Annotated in this window: 19 protein-coding genes; 15 read left to right on the top strand and 4 right to left on the bottom strand. The window is 47.5% G+C overall.

Features of this window, described 5'->3' with window-relative positions:
• Positions 1–7 precede the first annotated feature (7 nt).
• The 6 genes from nrdR (at position 8) to KNO90_RS02380 (ending at position 6516) form a co-directional block, all read left to right on the top strand.
• A complete protein-coding gene (gene nrdR / locus KNO90_RS02405) occupies positions 8–475 on the top strand; it encodes a transcriptional regulator NrdR (RefSeq protein ID WP_012726705.1) in 468 nt (155 codons plus the stop codon).
• A 40-nt stretch (positions 476–515) separates the two neighbouring features.
• Positions 516–1868: a DnaD domain protein gene (locus KNO90_RS02400; RefSeq protein WP_214741320.1), complete on the top strand. Its 1353-nt coding sequence runs from the start codon at positions 516–518 to the stop codon at positions 1866–1868.
• Positions 1869–1872: 4 nt separating this feature from the next.
• Entirely contained in the window at positions 1873–2787 is a 915-nt protein-coding gene (dnaI, locus tag KNO90_RS02395; protein WP_214741318.1) for a primosomal protein DnaI, read from the top strand.
• 299 nt (positions 2788–3086) lie between these two features.
• Entirely contained in the window at positions 3087–5030 is a 1944-nt protein-coding gene (thrS, locus tag KNO90_RS02390) for a threonine--tRNA ligase (RefSeq protein WP_214741316.1), read from the top strand.
• A 103-nt stretch (positions 5031–5133) separates the two neighbouring features.
• Positions 5134–6006, top strand: a complete 873-nt coding sequence (locus tag KNO90_RS02385; RefSeq protein WP_214741314.1) for a DUF1002 domain-containing protein — start codon at positions 5134–5136, stop codon at positions 6004–6006.
• A 96-nt stretch (positions 6007–6102) separates the two neighbouring features.
• Positions 6103–6516 carry a DUF2231 domain-containing protein gene (locus KNO90_RS02380; RefSeq protein ID WP_214741312.1) on the top strand — a complete coding sequence of 138 codons (414 nt, stop codon included), beginning with the start codon at positions 6103–6105 and terminating at the stop codon, positions 6514–6516.
• Between the two features lie 79 nt (positions 6517–6595).
• On the opposite strand, the gene KNO90_RS02375 is transcribed toward KNO90_RS02380, so the two are convergent.
• Complete coding sequence (locus KNO90_RS02375) at positions 6596–6805, bottom strand: hypothetical protein (RefSeq protein ID WP_214741310.1); 210 nt, start codon at positions 6803–6805, stop codon at positions 6596–6598.
• A 341-nt stretch (positions 6806–7146) separates the two neighbouring features.
• Here KNO90_RS02375 and infC point away from each other — a divergent pair, with 341 nt between their 5' ends.
• The 9 genes from infC to pheT all read left to right on the top strand — a co-directional run bounded on the left by infC (position 7147) and on the right by pheT (position 14698).
• Positions 7147–7677, top strand: a complete 531-nt coding sequence (gene infC, locus KNO90_RS02370) for a translation initiation factor IF-3 (protein ID WP_012726698.1) — start codon at positions 7147–7149, stop codon at positions 7675–7677.
• Positions 7678–7707: 30 nt separating this feature from the next.
• Positions 7708–7902 (top strand): 50S ribosomal protein L35, encoded by a 195-nt coding sequence (rpmI, locus tag KNO90_RS02365; RefSeq protein ID WP_012726697.1) that lies wholly within the window; start codon positions 7708–7710, stop codon positions 7900–7902.
• 28 nt (positions 7903–7930) lie between these two features.
• Positions 7931–8290: a 50S ribosomal protein L20 gene (rplT, locus tag KNO90_RS02360; protein WP_012726696.1), complete on the top strand. Its 360-nt coding sequence runs from the start codon at positions 7931–7933 to the stop codon at positions 8288–8290.
• A gap of 86 nt (positions 8291–8376) precedes the next feature.
• Positions 8377–8631: a hypothetical protein gene (locus KNO90_RS02355; RefSeq protein ID WP_214741308.1), complete on the top strand. Its 255-nt coding sequence runs from the start codon at positions 8377–8379 to the stop codon at positions 8629–8631.
• Between the two features lie 24 nt (positions 8632–8655).
• On the top strand, positions 8656–9138 hold the full coding sequence (locus tag KNO90_RS02350; protein WP_159562524.1) for a dUTP diphosphatase: 483 nt from the start codon (positions 8656–8658) through the stop codon (positions 9136–9138).
• Positions 9139–9157: 19 nt separating this feature from the next.
• Complete coding sequence (locus KNO90_RS02345) at positions 9158–10237, top strand: M42 family metallopeptidase (RefSeq protein ID WP_215112937.1); 1080 nt, start codon at positions 9158–9160, stop codon at positions 10235–10237.
• A gap of 1 nt (position 10238) precedes the next feature.
• The gene (locus KNO90_RS02340; protein WP_214741304.1) at positions 10239–10985 is read left to right on the top strand and encodes a TrmH family RNA methyltransferase; all 747 of its coding nucleotides are present in this window, start codon (positions 10239–10241) and stop codon (positions 10983–10985) included.
• Positions 10986–11287: 302 nt separating this feature from the next.
• A complete protein-coding gene (gene pheS, locus KNO90_RS02335) occupies positions 11288–12310 on the top strand; it encodes a phenylalanine--tRNA ligase subunit alpha (RefSeq protein ID WP_159562521.1) in 1023 nt (340 codons plus the stop codon).
• A gap of 12 nt (positions 12311–12322) precedes the next feature.
• Complete coding sequence (gene pheT / locus KNO90_RS02330) at positions 12323–14698, top strand: phenylalanine--tRNA ligase subunit beta (RefSeq protein ID WP_215112936.1); 2376 nt, start codon at positions 12323–12325, stop codon at positions 14696–14698.
• A gap of 39 nt (positions 14699–14737) precedes the next feature.
• Here the strand turns inward: pheT and KNO90_RS02325 are convergent, their stop codons facing one another.
• The 3 genes from KNO90_RS02325 to rnhC form a co-directional block, all read right to left on the bottom strand.
• Positions 14738–15760 carry a PTS sugar transporter subunit IIC gene (locus KNO90_RS02325; protein ID WP_214741300.1) on the bottom strand — a complete coding sequence of 341 codons (1023 nt, stop codon included), beginning with the start codon at positions 15758–15760 and terminating at the stop codon, positions 14738–14740.
• 300 nt (positions 15761–16060) lie between these two features.
• Complete coding sequence (locus KNO90_RS02320) at positions 16061–16873, bottom strand: alpha/beta fold hydrolase (RefSeq protein WP_214741298.1); 813 nt, start codon at positions 16871–16873, stop codon at positions 16061–16063.
• A gap of 71 nt (positions 16874–16944) precedes the next feature.
• Complete coding sequence (gene rnhC / locus KNO90_RS02315; protein WP_483299288.1) at positions 16945–17859, bottom strand: ribonuclease HIII; 915 nt, start codon at positions 17857–17859, stop codon at positions 16945–16947.
• Between the last annotated feature and the right edge of the window lie 66 nt (positions 17860–17925).

The raw sequence follows: 17925 nt of genomic DNA, 5'->3' as shown, positions 1-17925 counted from the left end.
TTTGAGCATGCGTTGTCCGAAATGTGATCATAATGGAACGAGAGTGCTCGATTCCCGACCGGTGCAAGACCATTATTCGATTCGACGTCGTCGTGAATGTGAGAAGTGTGGGTATCGGTTTACAACGTTTGAGACGGTCGAACAGACACCGCTCATCATTGTAAAAAAAGATGGAAATCGTGAAGAGTTTAGTCGTGAAAAAGTGCTTCGCGGTATTATCCGTGCATGCGAAAAACGACCGGTCACGCTCGAACAGCTTGAAGGAGTTGTGACAAAAGTTGAGCAACAACTGCGCGCTCTTGCCCAGTCGGAAATTCCGAGTGAGCAAGTTGGTGAGTTGGTGATGAATGAACTTGCGCGGGTGGATGAAGTGGCATACGTTCGCTTCGCATCCGTCTATCGCCAGTTCAAAGACATCACGGTGTTCTTTAAAGAACTTGAAGATTTAATGAAGCAAGAAAATTCGACCAACTAAAGGGCGGCCCGCTGGTCGCCCTTTTTCAGGGGAGAGAGCTATGGAGAAAGAACGTACAATCTTTGGGACAGATGAATTACTTATCATGAGTACGGGTCTCGTCGACCGTGAATCGTACCAGTCCCTTTACCACCTATATCAACCTGTTATCGGAGTGAAGGCGCTCGCACTGTACCAAACGTTATGGAGCGAACTGAAACCAGGGAAAATGAAATCAAATTATATGTCACACAGTGCCTTGTGTGAGATGTTGGAGTATTCCATCAATGAGTTGATGGATAGTCTATTCCGTCTTGAGGCAATCGGATTGGTGCGAACGTATAAAACGAAGGATGCCCGCTCTACACAATACGTATATCAATTACGAGTTCCACTCGCCCCTCATACGTTTTTAAATGACGGATTGTTATCGAGCTTTCTCTTCTATAAAGTCGGGGAAGTACGATTTAAACAATTACAGGGACGTTTTACGATTGATCCGTTGCCAGCAGGCATTGTTGAAGTCACAAAAGACTTTAATGAAGTGTTTGACGTCAAAGGGGTGAACCATCGCGCGTTCACACAAAAAAATTATGAAAAGCCGGACCGGGCAAAGATTGAGATCAACTATTCGTTTGATATGGAGATTGTGAAAAAACTGACGAATTTTCCAGTCGGATTTTTCACAAAAAAATTAGACGAAACGATCACAAAACTGGCCTACGTGTCGCAGCTCGATGAAGAAACGATGGCAGAGATGCTGAAAGAATACTTTGTCCACGAAGCCTATCTCCCACTCAGCGAGCAAGAAAAGCGGGACGGGTGTCGTCAAATGGTCTTGCAGTTGAAGAAGAAACAGACCCGCCACCGGAAAGAGAAAACGGTCGAACTTGAACAGACGAAGCTTGGAGACCTCCATGACCCTGATGTGATGGAGTCCGCACACCCACATCAATATGTATCGACTCTTCGAAAGACTCCACAACTGTCAAAGAGCGACGAACAGTTGGTCATCGAGCTCGTCGATACACTTGGTCTTGCTCCAGGGGTCATCAACGCACTCTTCTATTATTGTATCGAAGTGAAGAAGCAGACACGTCTTAGTGAGAACTATGTCCTTCGTATCGCCACGAGTTGGAAGACAGCGGGCTATACGAATGCAAAAGAAGCGTTGGAGCAAGAAGCGTCACAAGATGCGCTTATCGAGAAGAAACAGCAAAAACGCGAGAGCGTGCAACGTACCACGGTCGGATCACGACGGAAACCTCAACAAGGGGATATGCCGAAATGGCTCGAAGATGAGGCTAAACAACAACGCTCGTATGACCAGGCAAGAAAAAAAGAGCTCGAGTCGTCCGTTCCAGATGATGCGGAACTTGTGAAACTATTAAATGAGTTGAAAGAGAAGGGGTGAGGGAATGGAACGAATCAATCAGTCTTTATCTCAATTGATGAATCGGAAAGAAGTCCGCGAGGCGTATGAGTCGATTCGTAAACGAACGCTCAATCATCCAGGGGTCATCGCTTTTTTGAATGCTCATCCTGAATTAGAAGAGAAGGCGATTGAGATCGGGTTTACCAAACTGAGTGAGTATGCCGAACAGATGGATGGGAAGACGTTCATCGAAGAGCAGGCCGTCATCCCCGGTCATCAACCGGTGCTATACGTCGATTTAGGACAGATTGCGATCCGTTATGAAGAGACAGTCGCACATCGTCAGGCGAGACGACAAAAAGAGATGGACCGTAAATTCAAAAGTCTATTTTTACCGGAAGAAGTCCGTGAGGCGAGTTTCGAATCCTTCGATTGGGCGGACGATGCACGTAAGATTGCATTGCGTGAAGCGATGCGTTTCGTGACGGGGATGAAGTCGGGACAAAAAGTCAATGGACTTTATCTACATGGTAGTTTTGGCGTCGGGAAGACGTACTTACTCGCCGCCATCGCCAATGAGTTGAAAGTGGCGGATATTGAAACGATTTTAGTTCACGCCCCGGGCTTTGTGTCGGAAGCGAAACGTAAAATTCGAACCGAGTCGTTCGATTCATTTTTAACGTCATTCCAACACGTGCCCGTCCTATTGATTGACGATATCGGTGCTGAAGCCATCAGCCCGTGGGTGCGTGATGAATTGTTCGGAATCATTCTTCAATATCGGATGATGCACCGTTTGCCGACGCTCTACAGTTCAAACTTTAGCGGGGAAGAGCTCGAGACTCATTTTTCAATTGACGGCTCGCCGCAAAACAAAATGAAAGCACAGCGTCTCATGCAACGCATTTCCACGACGACGACCCAAATTGAATTAAAGGGTGAAAATCGCCGTCGGTAAAGGATTGTTTTTCTCGGTTGAGTTGACTATACTAAGAAGCATATAAAGGATGCACAGAAGAGGATATGAGTCATCGAGACGAGTTTTAGCGAGGGAAGGGCGGTGGAAGCTTCCTAACGACGACGATGCATTTACTCCCTCGGAGCACCGTACGGGTCAATCGTGCGGCGATTCACACTCGTTATCGTGTGTTCGAGCCAAGCATGTTGCTTGGGAACGAGGGTGGTACCACGAGAATCAAAGCTCGTCCCTTTTTGAGGGATGGGCTTTTTTATATTCATTTTTTTGAGAGGGGACAGATGTACATGATTCAATTAACATTTCCAGATGGCGCGGTAAAAGAATTTGATGCCGGCGTCACAGCAGAAGACGTCGCAGGCTCGATCAGCCCGGGACTTCGTAAAAAAGCAATCGCAGCAAAATTAGATGGGGAACTCATCGACTACCGTCGTCCAATCGAGCATGATGGTAAAATCGAACTCGTGATGCCGGACTCGGAAGACGGTCTTGATTTGATGCGCCACTCGTCGGCTCACTTGATGGCTCAGGCAATCAAACGTCTATACGGAGAAGAGAATAACATCTATCTCGGAATCGGACCGACGATTGAGAACGGGTTCTATTACGATATCGAGATGGACCGTCGTATCAATGAGGAAGACCTTCCTGAAATTGAAAAGATGATGAAACGTATCGTCGATGAGAACTTGGAAATTACGCGTGAAGTCGTTTCTCGTGATGAGGCGCTCGCTCGTTATAAAGAGTTGGGAGACCCGCTCAAGATTGAGTTGATTGAAGACATTCCAGCCGATCAGACACTGACAATCTATCACCAAGGTGAATTCTTCGACCTTTGCCGCGGACCACATGTCCCGTCAACTTCGAAGCTGAAAATCTTTAAATTGATGAGTGTGGCTGGTGCCTATTGGCGCGGAGACTCAGACAATAAAATGTTACAACGTATTTACGGGACAGCATGGGCAACGAAAGAACAACTCGCCGAGCACTTGCGTCTTCTTGAAGAAGCGAAAGAGCGCGACCATCGTAAACTCGGGAAAGAACTCGATCTCTTCTTCGTTTCACAAGAAGTCGGACAAGGGCTTCCGATGTGGCTACCGAAAGGGGCGTCAATTCGTCGCACGGTCGAGCGCTACATCGTTGATAAAGAGCTCGAACTCGGCTATCAACACGTCTACACACCAGTTCTCGGTTCGGTCGACTTGTATAAGACATCTGGACACTGGGATCACTATCAAGATGACATGTTCCCGAAAATGGAGATGGACAACGAAGAACTCGTCCTTCGCCCGATGAACTGTCCGCACCATATGACAATCTACAAACATGAGCCGCGTTCGTACCGTGAACTTCCACTTCGAATCGCTGAGCTTGGCGGCATGCACCGCTACGAGATGTCAGGCGCGCTCACCGGTTTACAACGTGTCCGCTATATGGTCTTGAATGATGGACATACGTTCGTCACACCAGAACAGATGAAGCAAGAATTCAAAGACATCGTTCACTTGATCCAAGAAGTATACGCGGACTTCGGCATCAAAGATTATCGTTTCCGTCTCTCGTATCGCGATCCTGCCGATAAAGAGAAGTACTTCGATAACGATGCGATTTGGGAGATGGCACAGAGTCAGTTGAAAGAAACAATGGATGAGCTCGAGCTTCCATACTTCGAGGCGGAAGGGGAAGCGGCATTCTACGGTCCAAAACTCGACGTACAAGTACGGACGGCGCTCGGGAAAGAAGAGACACTCTCAACTGTTCAACTTGATTTCTTGCTTCCGGAACGTTTCGATTTGACATACACAGGACCAGACGGAAAAGATCATCGTCCAATCGTCTTGCACCGTGGTGTCGTCTCGACGATGGAACGGTTTGTCGCTTACTTGATTGAAGAGTATAAAGGCGCATTCCCGACATGGCTCGCACCGGTTCAGGTCAAGTTAATCCCGGTCTCGCATGTTCACGATGAATACGTCGCGGAAGTGAAAGCGGAACTCGTTAAGCGCGGTGTCCGCGTCGAAACAGACCTTCGTGACGAGAAACTCGGCTATAAGATTCGTGAAGCGCAGATGAAGAAGATTCCAATGACGCTCGTACTTGGAGATAAAGAACGTGATGAGCGTGCGGTCAACATTCGCCGTTACGGTCAACAAGAACAAATTTCTGCGTCACTTGATGAATTCATCGCATCGCTCACAGAAGAGATTGCGAACCGTTCACGTTAAGTGAGGGACCACCTTTCCAACCAGAAAGGTGGTTTTTTTCGGTCTATAGACGGATGTGTATTTGGTCATCTACACGTATCGTAAACATAAGGAGTGATACTTAATGAATTATATGAAGCCAGTATTGGCACTTACTATTGGGGCGGTTGCGTTCACAGGAGCGATTCCAAAAGTCGGAGCGGAGGCAATCGTCAATGACACGATTGTGACACTTGGCGAGTCGTTATCAGCAGAACAAGAAAAATGGGTACTCGAACGAATGGACGCCCCGGAAGGCATCGAACCGATTATTGCGACGGCAGCGGACGAAGAAAAATATTTAGGTGATTCTGTTCCGCAGGCACAACGTGGGGGTGGCATGTACTCATCTGCCCGAATCAAATTGACGAACGGGACTGGTCTCGATATTCAAACGGAGAACGTGACATGGGTCACGAAAGATATGTATGCGAACGCCCTCGTCACGGCCGGTGTGACGGATGCGGACATCTATATCACGTCACCGATTAACGTGACGGGTACCTCGGCTTTGACGGGGATTATGAAGGCGTACGATCAGACGGCAGCCGAAACAGGCATCGAATTGTCGGATGAACGAAAAGAATTGGCACAAGAAGAATTGGCCGTCACGTCTGAAATTGGAAAGACGGTCGGACAAGAAGATGTAGCAGGTCTCATGAACGAGATTAAAGCGGAAATTGCGAATCAAATGCCTGAAACGAATATTGAGATTCGCGATATCGTCATCCAAGTATTGAATCAAAACAACGTTCAACTATCCGAGGGACAGCTCGATCAATTGACGACCTTGTTTGAGAATATGCAACAAGCGAATCTAGATTGGTCATCGATCAGTAACGGATTAAAAGACGCTGGGCAAGATGTTCAAGCATTCTTAGAACAAGAAGAAGTGAAGGGGTTCTTTGCTCGATTGTTTGAGGCAATCGGCAATTTCTTCAAATCCCTCACAAACTAATTGTGTGGCATTGTGGAAAATTGGAGAATGCGGTAGGAATTGAATCGATTCGGGTAAATACTTTCCATTAACAAATCAATTTGAGGAGGAATCGTCATGATTGGTGGGGTCCCGCTACACCCATTGCTCGTTCATGCTCCAATTGGGTTACTGCTTTTTGGAACGCTCCTAATTTTAATCAGTTTTAAATGGACAAGTTTTCGACTGTTCGCGCTCATCACATTAGTTGCCGGATTACTATCAGGTGCGGTAGCTTTCTTGTCGGGGGATAGTGCGGAAGAATATGCGGAAGCGAATCTGCCATCAGTAACAGAGGCGATGATTGAAAACCATGAGCATTTTGCTTTATATAGCTTGATTGCTTTTGGGGTCACAATCATCTTACTCGGCATTGGATATCGTGCGAAAGGAAAGTTGTGGATCACCCTCAGTTTCGTTGTAGCTCTTATCGGTGCCGGATTGCTAGCTTATGCGGGACACCTTGGCGGCCAAATGGTATACGCACAATAATCAAAAAGACCGTCTCCCTCCATTTGAGGCAGGCGGTCTTCCTTATTAGGAATCGTTTTAACAAGCAATGGGTTTTCCATTAATACCAACGCTTATGGATATAATTTTGAGCCGACTCGTGGTCGTCGACAATTTTTAAGGTGATGCGATTCATCTCTTCTAATAAGTCTGTTAAAACCGCCTGTAATGTTTCATCTTCTAGCCCGTGTGCTTGCATCGTCTTACTGACAATCTGCTGGACTTGATCATGATAGTCATGTTCTCGCGATACATCTTTTCGCCAGTTCATGTCGATCCCTCCTTTGATATTTCATTATTCCCTTTGAAAAGGTATTGCGAAACGAGAGAATGACTGGTATCATCATAAAAGTGTGAGCTACCAATTATTCATGCGCGATATCTTGACATCTTTTCCTGCTAGTGCTAAGATGACATAGTGATTAAAAACAACAAAGCAGAAGCACCCGCTTTTCACCTCGTCTGAGAGTCATCAGGCAGGTCCATCAAGTTCTTGGTTCATTCGGCATCGTCTGCCGTTTTATGACCTCAACTGATGTGTGGGTGGGAAACTGCCGACGCTTTTTTTATTGCCATGTTGTCTTGTCAATCTAAATCTCGTGCAATCGCACGATGGAGGTGCTAACCATTAGCAAAGAGCTCTTTATCAACGAAAACATTCGTGCCCGTGAAGTACGTCTCATTGGCGCAGACGGTGCACAACTCGGTGTGACATCACGTAACGATGCGTTACGTTTAGCTGAAGAAGCGGAACTAGACCTCGTCTTAGTCGCGGATAAAGCAAATCCACCGGTCGCTAAAATTATGGATTATGGGAAGTACCGTTTCGAACTCCAGAAGAAGGAGAAAGAAGCGCGTAAAAACCAAAAAGTCATCCAAATGAAAGAAGTACGTCTCAGTCCAACAATCGAGGACAACGATTTCCAAACAAAATTGCGTAACGCACGCAAGTTCCTTGAAAAAGGAAACAAAGTGAAGGCTTCGATTCGTTTCCGCGGACGTGCCATCACACACTCGGAAATCGGGAAACGTGTTTTGGACAAAATGGCAGCGGAATGTGCCGATTTGGCAACAGTTGAACAAAAGCCGAAGATGGAAGGACGCAGCATGTTCTTAGTGCTGGCTCCGAACAAAGAAGATTAATTATCGATTCTCAGTGGGGAGGAAATACTCATGCCGAAAATGAAATCGCACCGCGGTGCTTCAAAACGTTTCAAACGTACAGCATCAGGTAAACTCAAGCGTTCACACGCTTACACAAGTCACTTGTTCGCAAACAAATCGACTAAAGCAAAACGTAAGCTCCGTAAAGGCGCTATCGTATCAGCTGGAGACTTCAAACGCATTCGCAACATGATCGCGAAGTAATACAGAAACAATTTAGGAGGGAATCCATATGCCACGCGTAAAAGGCGGTTATACGACTCGTCAACGTCGTAAAAAGCAAATTAAACTTGCCAAAGGATACTTTGGTTCGAAACACATTCTATTTAAAGTAGCAAAACAACAGGTCATGAAGTCACTCATGTACGCTTACCGTGACCGTCGTCAGAAGAAACGTGATTTCCGTCGTCTTTGGATCACACGTATCAATGCGGCAGCACGCACAAACGGTCTCTCATACAGCCGTATGATGCACGGCCTCAAGCTTGCAGGAATCGACATCAACCGTAAGATGCTTGCTGAGCTTGCTGTGACAGATGCACAGGCATTCGCGTCACTCGCTGAAACAGCTAAATCAAAATTGAACGCGTAATCGTTCAATCGACAGCGCCGAGACACTCTCTCGGCGCTTTCTTTTTTCTGTAGAATTTCTTAGAATAAAGAGAAGGAGGAAAGCGCATGAATCAATCGGTTGTCGCGATCGTCGCCTTAGCCCTTATTGTGTTGAATGTCTATACTTATATTAGAGCAAAACAGTACACACATGGGAAAGGCGATTTTAACGTCCTATATGCCTATGCGGGAGGAGCCATCGGTGCCTTGTTCGGTCTTCATTTGACACGAAAGAAGACGGTTCATGCCCCAAAACTGCTTCAATTACAAGTATTGATTTTAGCAGTGGGCTGGTCTTTAATGATTTTAGTATTGCTATAAGTGGAGATAGAGGAGGAACATCCGGTGAACTGGACAACATTGTTTGATCGGCAGCGCGAATTAGACGAGCGGATCAAAGTACAACATGGATTATCCGGCAATCAATTCGATGAACGGTTACTGGCGCTGCTTGTCGAGCTCGGTGAACTGGCTAACGAAACACGTAGCTTTAAATTTTGGTCGAAGAAAGGACCGTCGCCTCAAGATGTGATCTTAGAAGAATATGTGGACGGCATTCATTTCTTACTGTCACTTGGTCTTGCACTCGGGTATGAACGAGATGCGTTTCCTGCGGGAAGCTCATATCTTGATGCGACTGATGCTTTTTTAGATATTTATCGAAAAGTGACGAACTTTGGTCTTTCAAAAACGGAAGCCATGTACGAGACGCTGATGGCAGCTTATCTCGAACTTGGTTATACGCTCGGTTTTAATGAGCAACTCATTTTACTGGCATACATGAATAAAAATGAAGTGAACCATGAGCGACAAAATCAAGGATATTAATGAAAAGGAGCGGATTGGTATGAATGAATCGTTACATATGTTAAAACGTTTGACAGACGCGACAGGAGTTCCGGGAAATGAGGGAGAAGTCCGTCAATTGATGCGTGAATATCTCGAACCGCACGTCGAATCGTTTGAACAGGATGGACTCGGAAGCTTATTTGGCCAAGTGACAGGAGATGCTGAAGGGCCACGTGTCATGATTGCGGGTCACATGGATGAAGTCGGGTTTATGGTGACACGTGTGGAAGAGAGTGGATTCCTTCGTTTCCAAGCGCTCGGTGGCTGGTGGAACCAGGTGCTATTGGCACAACGCATGGATGTGGTCACACGGTCTGGTGAAAAGATTCCAGGCGTCATTGGTGCGAAACCACCTCATGTTCTACCACTTGAGGCACGGAAAAAGCCCGTCGAAATCAAAGATATGTTCTTAGACATCGGTGCAACGTCGAAGGACGAAGTGGCTGAATGGGGAATTCGTCCAGGCGATACGGTCGTGCCGCATTGTGAATTCACCGTCATGAAAAATGAGAACTTCTTAATGGCGAAGGCTTGGGATAACCGCATCGGATGTGCAATTGCTGTCGAAGCGGCGAAACGTTTGAAGGAAGAATCGTTCCCAGGTGTCGTTTACACAGGAGCGACGGTACAGGAAGAGGTTGGCTTACGTGGAGCAGTGACCGCTGCCAACTTGATTCGTCCGGACGTGGCGATTGCTGTCGATACAGGCATTCCGAGTGATACGCCAGGGATGACCCAAGCAGAAGGGTTATCAAAACTCGGAGACGGGGTTCAGGTCATCTTCTTTGATGCGACTACCGTCACGAACCCACGCCTTGTCGATCTGATCGTTGACGTGGCCAAAGAGCAAGAAATCAAGTATCAATTGGACTTAACACCAGGCGGTGGTACCGATGCAGGGCGGTTCCATCTATCTGGAATTGGGATGCCGGCCATCGCGTTGACGGTGCCGGTCCGCTATTTACACACGAACGTGTCCATCATCCATAAAGATGATTACGAGGCAGCGGTACAACTCGTTGTCGCATTGACGAAACGTTTAGACCACGAAACGGTCCAATGGTTGAAAGAGGGATAATATGACGAAGATTACGTCTACGAAGAGCGAGACGATTAAACGATTAAAACGATTGATGACGAAAAAAGGTCGTCAAGAAACGGGTCAATTTCTAGTAGAAGGAGAGCATTTGGTGGACGAGGCCATTCGTGCCGGCCGACTCGTCCAACTCATCGTGGCTGAGTCGTATTCACCAAAAGGAACATGGCGACTCGAAGAGATGCCGGTTCTCGAGTTATCCGATCACGTCGCAGATCTTCTTTCCGAAACGGAAAAGACTCAAGGTGTATTTGCTGTTGTGAAGATGACACCGGTAGAACGAAAAATGAAGAAAGTACTCGTACTAGATCGAGTACAAGACCCGGGTAATCTCGGGACGATGATTCGGACAGCGGATGCTGCCGGATTCGATACGGTGCTACTTGGGAAAGGGACGGTCGATCCGTTCAACGCCAAAGTCGTACGTGCCACACAAGGGTCGCTGTTTCACGTGAACGTGACCTCGGTCGACTTGCTTGAAAAGTTACCTGAGCTAAAAGAGGACGGATTCCACGTCTACGGCACAGCTCTCTCAAAGGCGACATCGTATGAGCAAGTTGCATTCGAAGACAAAGTGGCCCTCGTCATCGGGAATGAGGCGCAAGGGGTTCATGCTGATGTACTAGCACTCTGTGATACGCGTGTGCATATTCCGGTGCTCGGCGACGCGGAATCGCTCAATGCGGCGGTCGCTGCAGGTATTTTAATGTATCGCATCGCTTTACAATAATCTTGTCAGCACGTGAAAAACGTGATAGGTTAAACACATCGATGAATAAGATATGACGTTGAAAGAACATAGTAAGCGAATGACCGATTCCGTTCAGGGAGCAAGGGCCGTGACTGAGAGCCTTTGCCGGATTCGTCGCTGAATTCACTCTGGAGTCGTGTTGGAGACAACACCGGTTTGGCATCACGATATTGATGCTCTCAAGTGGGCCATGTAGTGGCCAAGTAGGGTGGTACCGCGATGATTCGTCCCTTCAGTCAACGACTGAAGGGACTTTTTTATGTAGAGGAGGAAGCAAACACATGAAAGAACAATTAGAACAGTTACAGGTGGAAGCGTTAGAAGAAATCAAACAGGCGTCCACACAAAAATCATTGAATGACGTCCGCATCAAATATTTAGGGAAAAAAGGACCGATGACCGAGGTCCTTCGTGGCATGGGTAAATTGTCTGCCGAGGAACGTCCGGTCATTGGTGAACTGGCCAATACCGTACGTACCGCGATTCAAAGCACGCTCGATGCTCGAATCGAAGAAGTGAAGGCGATTGAGTTAGAAGAAAAGTTGAAAGCGGAAACGCTCGATGTGACGCTCCCGGGACGCACATCGACTCCTGGACACAGTCACCTCTTACAACAGATCATCGACGAGATGGAAGACTTGTTCGTTGGCCTCGGATATACGATTGCTGAAGGTCCTGAAGTCGAAACCGATCTCTACAACTTCGAAATGCTCAACTTGCCGAAAGACCACCCGGCACGAGACATGCAAGACTCGTTCTATATCACGGAAGAGACGTTACTTCGTACTCATACGTCTCCTGTACAGGCTCGCACGATGTTGGAGGCGAACGGAAAACCGATTCGCATCATCTGCCCAGGAAAAGTATATCGTCGTGATGAAGACGATGCGACGCACTCGCATCAATTCATGCAAATCGAAGGGTTGGTTGTCGACGAATCTATTTCGATGGCTGACTTGAAAGGAACACTCGAAGTGTTCGTGAAGCAGTTGTTCGGAGAAACGCGCGAAATTCGTCTCCGTCCAAGCTTCTTCCCGTTCACTGAACCATCGGTCGAAGTGGACATCTCTTGCTTCAAGTGTGGTGGGAAAGGATGTAACGTCTGTAAAGGAACCGGTTGGATTGAGATTCTCGGAGGCGGAATGGTCCATCCGCATGTATTGGAGATGGCTGGCTATGACTCATCAAAGGTGTCAGGGTTCGCATTCGGAATCGGAGTGGAGCGTATGGCGATGCTCAAACACGGCGTCGACGACATCCGCCATTTCTACACAAATGACTTACGTTTCATCGAGCAATTCTAAGGAGGAAGACAGATGTTACTTTCAAAAAAATGGTTGAATCAATATATTGATGTATCCGATTTAAGCGGAGAAGCGCTCGGCGACTTGATCACGAAAAACGGAATCGAAGTCGAAAGTGTGACAAATCGTGGGGAAGGACTTTCGGGGATCGTCGTCGGTCGTGTCCTTTCGTGTGAGAAACATCCAGAAGCAGATAAATTAAATGTGACGAAAGTGGACATCGGAGAATGTGATCCTGTTCAAATCGTCTGCGGTGCACCGAACGTAAGCGAAGGGCAACATGTGATCGTGGCCAAAGTTGGCGCGCGCTTACCAGGGCTTAAGATTAAAAAAGCAAAACTTCGCGGTGTCGAATCACAAGGGATGATCTGTTCGCTCGAAGAGCTTGGATTTGAGAAGAAACAAATTCGGGAAGACGAGCAAGATGGGATCCACACATTCCGTGAATCCGTACAAGTCGGAGCGGACGTGCTCGATTTACTCGACTTGAACGATGAGGTCATCGAACTCGGCTTGACTCCGAACCGTTCAGATTGCTTGAGCCTCTATGGAATCATTCATGAAGTGGCGGCAATTCTAGAACGTCCATACACGTTGCCGACGGCAGATGTCACGTCATCATCACCATCGGAGGTATCTATCGAACTTGCGACACCGAACTGTTCATATTACGCAGCTCGTGAAGTCAAAGGGGTAACGATTGCAGAATCTCCACAATGGCTTAAAAACATCTTGATCGCAGAGGGCGTTCGCCCAATCAATAACATTGTCGACGTGACGAACTACGTGATGCTTGAAATCGGACAGCCACTTCATGCATTCGATGCGAAGAAACTCGGGAACTCGATTGTGGTTCGTCAAGCTGAAAATGGAGAAGAAATGGTCACACTCGATGACGTGACGCGCACGCTTGATTCATCGATGATGGTGATTACGGACGGGCAAGCTCCAGTCGCCATCGCAGGCGTCATGGGTGGTGCCAATACAGAAGTGGATGCGACGACTACAGATATCGTCTTGGAGTCGGCTTATTTTGACCCTGCATCTGTTCGTAAGACGAGCCGTACGCTCGGTCTACGTTCAGATTCAAGCGCTCGTTTCGAAAAAGGCGTTGATCCAGAACGTGTCATGCTCGCGCTCGATCGCGCTGCGCAACTGATTGTCGAACTCGGTGGAGGAGCCATTCATGATGCGGTGCGTTCAGGTGAAGCCGAATCACGTGCCCGAGAAATCCAAGTGTCGATTGACTATATCAACAAGCGCTTAGGAATGATGCTCGATCGTCAGACGATCGTTCACATCCTTGAGCGTCTCGGTCTCGCGACAGAAGGAGATGACGTGTTGACAGTCCACATTCCATCGCGTCGTCCGGATTTAGAACTTCCGGCTGACATCACAGAAGAAGTGGCACGTCTATACGGATATGATAGTCTCCCATCGACGTTACCTGCCTCTCAATCGAAAGGCTATTTGCCAGCAATCAACGTATTGCGCAGACAGACACGTCGCTTGTTACAAGGAGTCGGCTTATCACAAGCCATTACGTACTCGTTAACGAGTGAGGCACATGCGACTCGCTTCGGTGGAAAAGTCGATCAGCTCGTCCGTTTAGCGATGCCGATGAGTGAAGAACGTTCAGTCCTTCGTACGTCGCTCGTTCCTGGGTTGTTAGAGGCGGCACGTTATAATACGGCCCGTCAACAATCGAACGTCGCACTTTACGAAACAGGACGTGTCTACACGGAGCAAGGGGATACTTTACCGCGTGAGAAAGAACGAGTAGCTGGCGTCGTCACAGGTCTTTGGATGGACCATCGTTCGCAAGGAACACGGATTCCGGTTGACTATTTCGTCGCAAAAGGGATTGTCGATACGTTGGTCCAAACGCTTCGCCTTGATGTCACGTATGAAGCCGTATCGATGCCTGATATGCACCCGGGCCGCACGGCGAACATCTTGATGGACGGAGAGGTCATCGGATACGTCGGACAAGTGCATCCGGGAACATCGAAAGACGTCTACGGTATGAAGGAAGTATATGTGTTCGAACTCGACCTTTTGGCCCTTCGTGGAGACGAGACACTTCTTTATCAAGACGTCCCACGTTACCCATCGATTTCACGAGATTTGGCACTTGTCTTATCACGTGAGATTCCAGCAGGTACTGTGGAACAAACGATCCGCCAAGCGGCTGGTCCACTCTTGATTGACCTCGTCTTGTTTGACGTGTATACAGGGGAGAACGTTGGGGCGAATGAGAAGTCGATTGCCTTCTCACTCAAGTTCCAAGACCCATCACGAACGTTACAGGATGAAGAAGTAACGACAGCATATGAAACAATCGTCGAGGCGGTCCGTACGACACACGGCGCTGAACTACGAGCGTAAAAATAGGGAGCGTTGTCCACTGTGACAACGCTCCTTTTATTATTGAATCTCGAGTGCGAGATCGCCGAACTTCGTCCATCCGACAAGACTCGTGACACGATAAAGTGCCCATGTAATGAGTGCAGGAAGAACAACCCCGGTCACCGTAAAGATAAGGAATGCATCCAACCCTTGGACTGCTAAAATCTGAAGCGGGGCGATGAGGGAGTTCAGACCGAGACCCGCGATCTCGTACGGGACTTGGAGTGAGAACATCAAAGTGGCAATCGGTGCGGAAATCATCGCGGCGATGAACGGTGGGACGACGATTCGCGGATTTTTGATGATATTTGGAAACTGCACTTTCGGTGTGACAAAGAAAGAGGCGACCAATCCACCTGGGTCGGTTTGGCGGTATGCCATTAATGTGAAGCCAACAAATTGAGCAGAGCAACCGATCAAGGCAGCGGCGCTGGCGACAGGATCCAGTTGAAGGGCGATGGCGAGTGCGGCAGATGATGCAGGTGACATGAGCATGACACTGAAGACAAGCGCGATGACAAGAGATGTGGCAATCGGTGACGTTTCAACGGATGCGGTGATTCCTTGGCTGATCGAGTTGATGAGAGGAGTCGTGACCGCTGCCGCAGCAACGCCGACAATCCCACCTCCGAGAACGGCCGTGACCGGAACGACCATCATATCAAACTTTGTTTTTCCGAGGACCCGTTTTCCAAGCCAGACAGCAGCCGCCGCTGCAATCAATGCGCTAATCGGTTGACCTGGAACGAGGACGAGTCCGCTTTCTGTCGCTTTTAAAGCTGCACCGCCAATGGTTGCGGCAATCATCGCGCTAAACAAGATGAGCGTGTTGCTCCCAAGTTGAAACGCGACGCCGGCACCTAATGCGGGTGCCAACAGTGATTTGGCAACTTGTCCAATTTGAACGAGCATCGCGATTCCGGTCAAATTACCAATCGTCTCGATCAATAGACCGACACCGAGTGTGACGAGGACGGCGTTTGCCATACCTGCTGAAATTTTTACCATTCGATCCATCATATACTGCTTCACTTCCATCATCTCCTCTATGTCTATATGCCAATAAAAAAACCTATCCATCAAGGATAGGCGCGGTTTCAATCTGCAGGCGCCTGTCCGATTACCACGGGAACAAGGGCCTGAAAAGTCGTTTTTGAAAACAAAACGATTTCAGTCCCTCAGTCGAATAATAATCAGCAGGCTGTTCATATGTACGGGATTGGACATCTCGAGCATCTCCTCTTCGTTGGATTTGCTAAAGAATACCATCTATTTTTGTAATAATCAATATTTTCTGAAAATAAAAAGAAAAAAATTCAGGAAGCCTAGTGGCCTCCTGATTTAGCTCATTTGTAATGAACGTGCTTGAATCTGATGATCGATAAAGTTCATCGACAACGAATTAAATCGATCAGGTTGGTCTACGTTGACGACATGTCCTGAGTCCGTGACGATTTCCACGATTGCCGTAGGTTGATGTTTCGCTGTTCGTTCGACAGCTTCGAGGAACATATAATCCTCATCACCCATAATATATAGGATTGGGACGTTCGTCTGAATCGACGTGAACTGGTTCAATAACGGGTTAATATTTTCCGTCATCTTGAACCAGCGGATAAATTCACGTTGACATAAGTTCGCTGCATCCCGGACGAACATCATTCTAGATTTTTTATGACGTTTTTTCGGGAGCAAAATCCAAGCGAACAACTTATACAGCCACATATAGGGGACGAAGTTTCGGACGAGGCTACCTAGCCGGATCAGCATGGTAGAGCGGACATTGAATTTGACGATGGCCCCGCCGAGAACGACCGAAGCGATACGATTCGGATAATGCTCGAACATGGCTTGAATGACAATCGTTCCTAACGAGAGTCCAACCATATGACCTTTTTCAATCCCTAGGTGGTCCATGACTTCAATCACATCTTTTGCGACCGCCTCGAACGTATAGGCATTCAGCGGTTGTTTAAGTGACTGTTCGGCGTCGTACGAACCGCCATGACCTCGTAAATCAACGAGTAACACATTATATTTTTTGCGAAATGGTCGAAGTTGACGATACCAATGAGACAGACTTCCGCCCGCTCCGTGTATAAAGATGACCCAAGGGTGGTCATCACTAATCGTATAGGTTTTATAATGCAGCATGAACGCTATCCTCCAAAAATTTTAAGTTCATTTAACCATAAAAAGAGTATACCATAATCGATGACGAAGCTCTACAAACGACGTTTGTTCAAGTTGATCGCTTTCTTCGTGTTCGCAAAATGTACTTTGGCAATTGATTGTAAAACCGCTTCTCCATGACGTCGTATGATTTGAGCGGCCACTTGGTCGACTTTTGCGCCTGCACCTTTTGGGAGGGTGACCCCGACTTGCTGACTGAGTTTATCCATTTCTTTTAAGAAAAAAGCACGAGCTAAAATGGATGCGGCTGCAACGGCGACGTGTAGCCCTTCGGCTTTCGTTGAAAAGTAGACGTCATCACGGACGACATCATTTTCGGCTCGGAGATGTTGGTAGTAGATGGATTTTTCCGCAAACTGATCGATTAAAACGGCAGCGGGCTTCACGTCGATTTTTTCAAGTAGCGCTCGGAGCGCAGCATTATGCGCGATGGCGGTCATCTTTCCTTGTGTCATCGTTCGTTGCATCTTGTTATAGACTGGATTATGCAATGTCGCCTTTTGATAAGGAATGGTTGCATGTAAATCCTTCGCGATCCGGATGATTTCAGGATCGGATAGCTGTTTGGAGTCCTTCACACCGAGTTCTTTGACGAGTGCAATTTTGTCATGTGACACGAATGCTGCGACGACGACGAGTGGTCCGAAATAGTCCCCTTTCCCGACCTCATCGCTTCCGACGACAGACCAATTTGAGAATCCTTCAGGTAAGATGGTGTTCGGTGCGGATGCTTGTTTCTTCTCGGCTGGTGTTCCCCATTTCACTGCCTCGGTCTCGGCATCTTTTCCTTGGAACATCACTTTCCCAGATTGATAGATGGTGACGACAAATCCTGGTGTCTTGGCACTGAATGTCGCATATGGTGGTGGTGAAACTGCATATTGTTGATACATCTTTTTTAATTTTTCTTGTGATGCACTTGATAGTTTGATGACTTGGTTGCCCAACATGAGCACTTCCTTTCTGGCTGGCAAATTCATTTTACATTTTTTTATGATTTTTTGAAACCAGAG

Source organism: Exiguobacterium sp. s63 (assembly GCF_018617335.1).
Classification (GTDB): domain Bacteria; phylum Bacillota; class Bacilli; order Exiguobacteriales; family Exiguobacteriaceae; genus Exiguobacterium.
This window is presented reverse-complemented; position numbering and strand designations above follow the sequence as displayed.